Source organism: Xenorhabdus sp. SGI246, from assembly GCF_040838225.1.
GTDB classification, from domain to species: Bacteria; Pseudomonadota; Gammaproteobacteria; order Enterobacterales; family Enterobacteriaceae; genus Xenorhabdus; species Xenorhabdus indica.
Genome location: NZ_JBFPEZ010000094.1, coordinates 1 through 2932, shown reverse-complemented (window position 1 = coordinate 2932; position 2932 = coordinate 1). Strand labels below are relative to the sequence as shown.

Here is a 2932-nt window from a genome sequence, read left to right as displayed (position 1 = left end):
AGTCTTTGCTGCCTACAAACGACCATTGTTCATCTATTTCACAGATAAGCTGAATGTTATTTCCATCAAGGGGCAGCGTAGTCACGTTCCGGGGGGTAAGTTTTTTAGTGTTTTCAGGACAGTAGAGGTGGCAACTTTCAGTACACGTGCGGTATCACGAATGCCGCCATTATTCATTGCCATATCGACAATTTACTCTTTAACGCCCGGTTTACAGGCTTGGTAGGTATATTCCAACTGAAAGACTTTGCAACAGTCATAGCAGCGATAACGAGGATGTCCCCCATTACCTTTTCCATGCCCTTTCACTTTTTCTGATTTGAGACAATAACGACAATAAACGTCAACTTTAGCCATACTTCACCTAAAAAAGCTAAAAGCATATCACATCAACTAACTATTCAATACATGACCAATAAGTAGATTCTTCCATGACCTAACTCCTATATTAATGCGGCAACTCCGTTGACAATTACTAAGATTTGATTAATCATTCAAAATCCGAAAAATAATTAATAGCGTGTAAATATGTGTTTATTTAAGCGTATACTGACTCAGTTATTGATCGTTAATACTATGTTATTTAGTGCAAATACTTTGGCTGACAGAGTAAGCATTGCCAAACCATTCATATGCCCTGACATATCACCATTACCACAACATATAACAGCAAAAGGTAACTTGGTTATTGAGGGTAAAGTATATTTACTATGGATTCCTAATGCAGCCGCTGTCATAGCTCCACTTACAAATACTATTTGGATATCTGAGGATGGAAGAAAAACAGCCGAAATTCATCAGTATAAAGATGGAAGGGTGGAGCAGGCATTTGTTACATTCTCAACTAATATTAAACAATTGCCCTATAATGTGGATGTTGAGCAATATATAACTGATAGAAAACATTCATACATGGAAGGGGGTCAAGGCTGTTTTAATTGATTTTACATAATCTCTAATCTTGCAGCATAATCGCTATTACCCCTAAGATAAAACAATTAAATCAATAAGTTAAATAAATTCCATCAAATCTATCTAACCGCTCCCGCTGTTCATCATTGAGATTGAGGCTAAACGCAAAATCTTCATGCTCTACCTGCCATTTGCCAAAGCTCATTAAGAACGCGATTACGGGATCAATTTTATTCGCTGATTTCTTTTTGTTCGGCTTGATATTGGCATCGCGTCCGTTTCCATCATGACATTAGCTATCGCTCAAGACAGCACCGGATCGCTGTTGTGACGAATCACCTTCCGATTAACGGGTCATGCTCCCAATAATTAGATATTGTGATAAACTTCCCATTTTTTATTATGGGTGAGATATGGCTAAAGTTGATGTGGTTTGTCGTTACTGTCACAAATCAGAGGATGTTAAAGGGCATGGAAAAGGAAGTCGTGGTCATCCCCGTTATCACTGTTATGCTTGCCGTAAAACCTTTCAACTGAATTACACCTATCAAGCCTGCAATCCCGGCATGAAAGAGCAGATTGTTGATATGGCAATGAATAACTCGGGTGTTAGAGATACCGCTCGTGTTCTGAAAATTGGCATTAACACCGTCATTCGCACATTAAAAAACTCACACCAGAAAATGTAACCTCGCAGCCTCTGGTGGGAAGTGACATCCATATTATCTGTGAAATAGACGAGCAGTGGTCATTTGTTTTGTCGGTAACAAGAAAAACCAACGCTGGCTCTGGTATGCTTGGGAGCCAACGATGAAGCGGATAGTGGCACATGTATTTGGTGATCGCAGCAGGAAGACGTTGAAAAAACTGCTGACACTTCTGTCTCCTTTCAACATCCAGTTCTACTGTACGGATAATTATGCCGTTTACAACTGCCTTCCTGAGGGAAAACATCTCACTGGAAAGAAATTTACCCAACGTATTGAGAGAACTAATCTCACTCTCCGTATCCGGATAAAGAGGCTGAATCGAAAAACGATAGGCTATTCCAAATCTGAAGAAATACACGATAAAGTGATAGGAACGTTTATTGAGCGTGAATACTACTTTCTCTAAGCGATCTAACTATTGGAAGCATGACCCGTTCGTTCTCCACGCTGTTTTTTCGCGGCGATCCCTTCGGTTTGCCTCTCCCGAATGAGTGCCCGTTCAAACTGACTGAAGGCCGACATCATATGCAGTTGCAGCTCTTGCATGGGCGTGTTCTCGTTAACACTAAAAGTGAGCTGCTCTTTCAGGAATATCAATGTAATCCCTTGTTCGCGTAAACGCAGGGTCAGAGTACACATATCCATACCTTTATGGATACCGATCATCCTATCCGCTACTGCCATATGACGATGGGTTCCATTTCCGGTGCATCAAGGTTAAGCCGGTTTAATTGGCGATTCACCTTGGAACGGTTGAATCTGACGGCATCAAGTGCCTCAACGAATGGACGGATCTCTCCGACCGTTGTCGTATCATCAGCATGAATAATCGCGTCAAATAATGCCAGTGTTTTATCCACTTCATCAGCGGATGTTGCGCCGGGCATTCTGTTTCCTGCCAGACAAAAAGGGGACGTTAAATTAACCCGAATTCTGTTTAAGCCATCATTGGAAAATCGTCTTCCGAATAGAAAACTTTCAGTGATGGCTTCTTCCATTTAAGGCAATAAGCAATCAAACCGCCTAAGACAGTCAACATAAACCCTTTTAAACTTCGGTGGCGCGAATGCTCTATCTGAGAAATTAATTTTAATTGTCCATTAATCGTCTCAATGATAAAACGCCTTGATAACATTATTTTATCCCACTCAGCTTGCAGGCGTGCTTTCATGTTTCGCCGCTTTTGGGTGATGAACGTAACACCCGTTTCGCCTAGAGCGTCTGCGAGCTCTTGACTGAGATAACCTTTATCGCCGTAAAGGGACCCCGTTAATTCTGTGGTTAATTCGCGAACAGGTTCCCGATCATCC

Annotated in this window: 4 protein-coding genes and 3 pseudogenes; 2 read left to right on the top strand and 5 right to left on the bottom strand. The window is 41.3% G+C overall.

The window, feature by feature from the left end; all coding sequences use genetic code 11:
• A pseudogene (locus ABLA85_RS17145) lies at nt 1-357 on the bottom strand (IS1 family transposase); the annotation flags it as partial.
• Nucleotides 358-576: 219 nt separating this feature from the next.
• On the opposite strand from ABLA85_RS17145, the gene ABLA85_RS17140 reads away from it, so the two are divergent.
• Nucleotides 577-942 carry a hypothetical protein gene (locus ABLA85_RS17140; protein WP_367965557.1) on the top strand — a complete coding sequence of 122 codons (366 nt, stop codon included), beginning with the start codon at nt 577-579 and terminating at the stop codon, nt 940-942.
• Nucleotides 943-1003: 61 nt separating this feature from the next.
• Here the strand turns inward: ABLA85_RS17140 and ABLA85_RS17135 are convergent.
• A pseudogene (locus tag ABLA85_RS17135) lies at nt 1004-1263 on the bottom strand (terminase TerL endonuclease subunit); the annotation flags it as partial.
• A 62-nt stretch (nt 1264-1325) separates the two neighbouring features.
• Here ABLA85_RS17135 and ABLA85_RS17130 point away from each other — a divergent pair.
• Nucleotides 1326-2028 (top strand): annotated as a pseudogene (locus tag ABLA85_RS17130) (IS1 family transposase).
• 5 nt (nt 2029-2033) lie between these two features.
• Here ABLA85_RS17130 and ABLA85_RS17125 read toward each other — a convergent pair.
• The 3 genes from ABLA85_RS17125 to ABLA85_RS17115 all read right to left on the bottom strand — a co-directional run.
• Nucleotides 2034-2306: a recombinase family protein gene (locus ABLA85_RS17125; RefSeq protein WP_367965556.1), complete on the bottom strand. Its 273-nt coding sequence runs from the start codon at nt 2304-2306 to the stop codon at nt 2034-2036.
• A complete protein-coding gene (locus tag ABLA85_RS17120; protein ID WP_367965555.1) occupies nt 2297-2509 on the bottom strand; it encodes a hypothetical protein in 213 nt (70 codons plus the stop codon). The genes ABLA85_RS17125 and ABLA85_RS17120 overlap by 10 nt, the downstream gene beginning before the upstream one ends.
• A gap of 50 nt (nt 2510-2559) precedes the next feature.
• Nucleotides 2560-2932 (bottom strand): transposase (locus tag ABLA85_RS17115; RefSeq protein ID WP_367965554.1); only part of this gene is annotated, 373 nt, incomplete at its 5' end.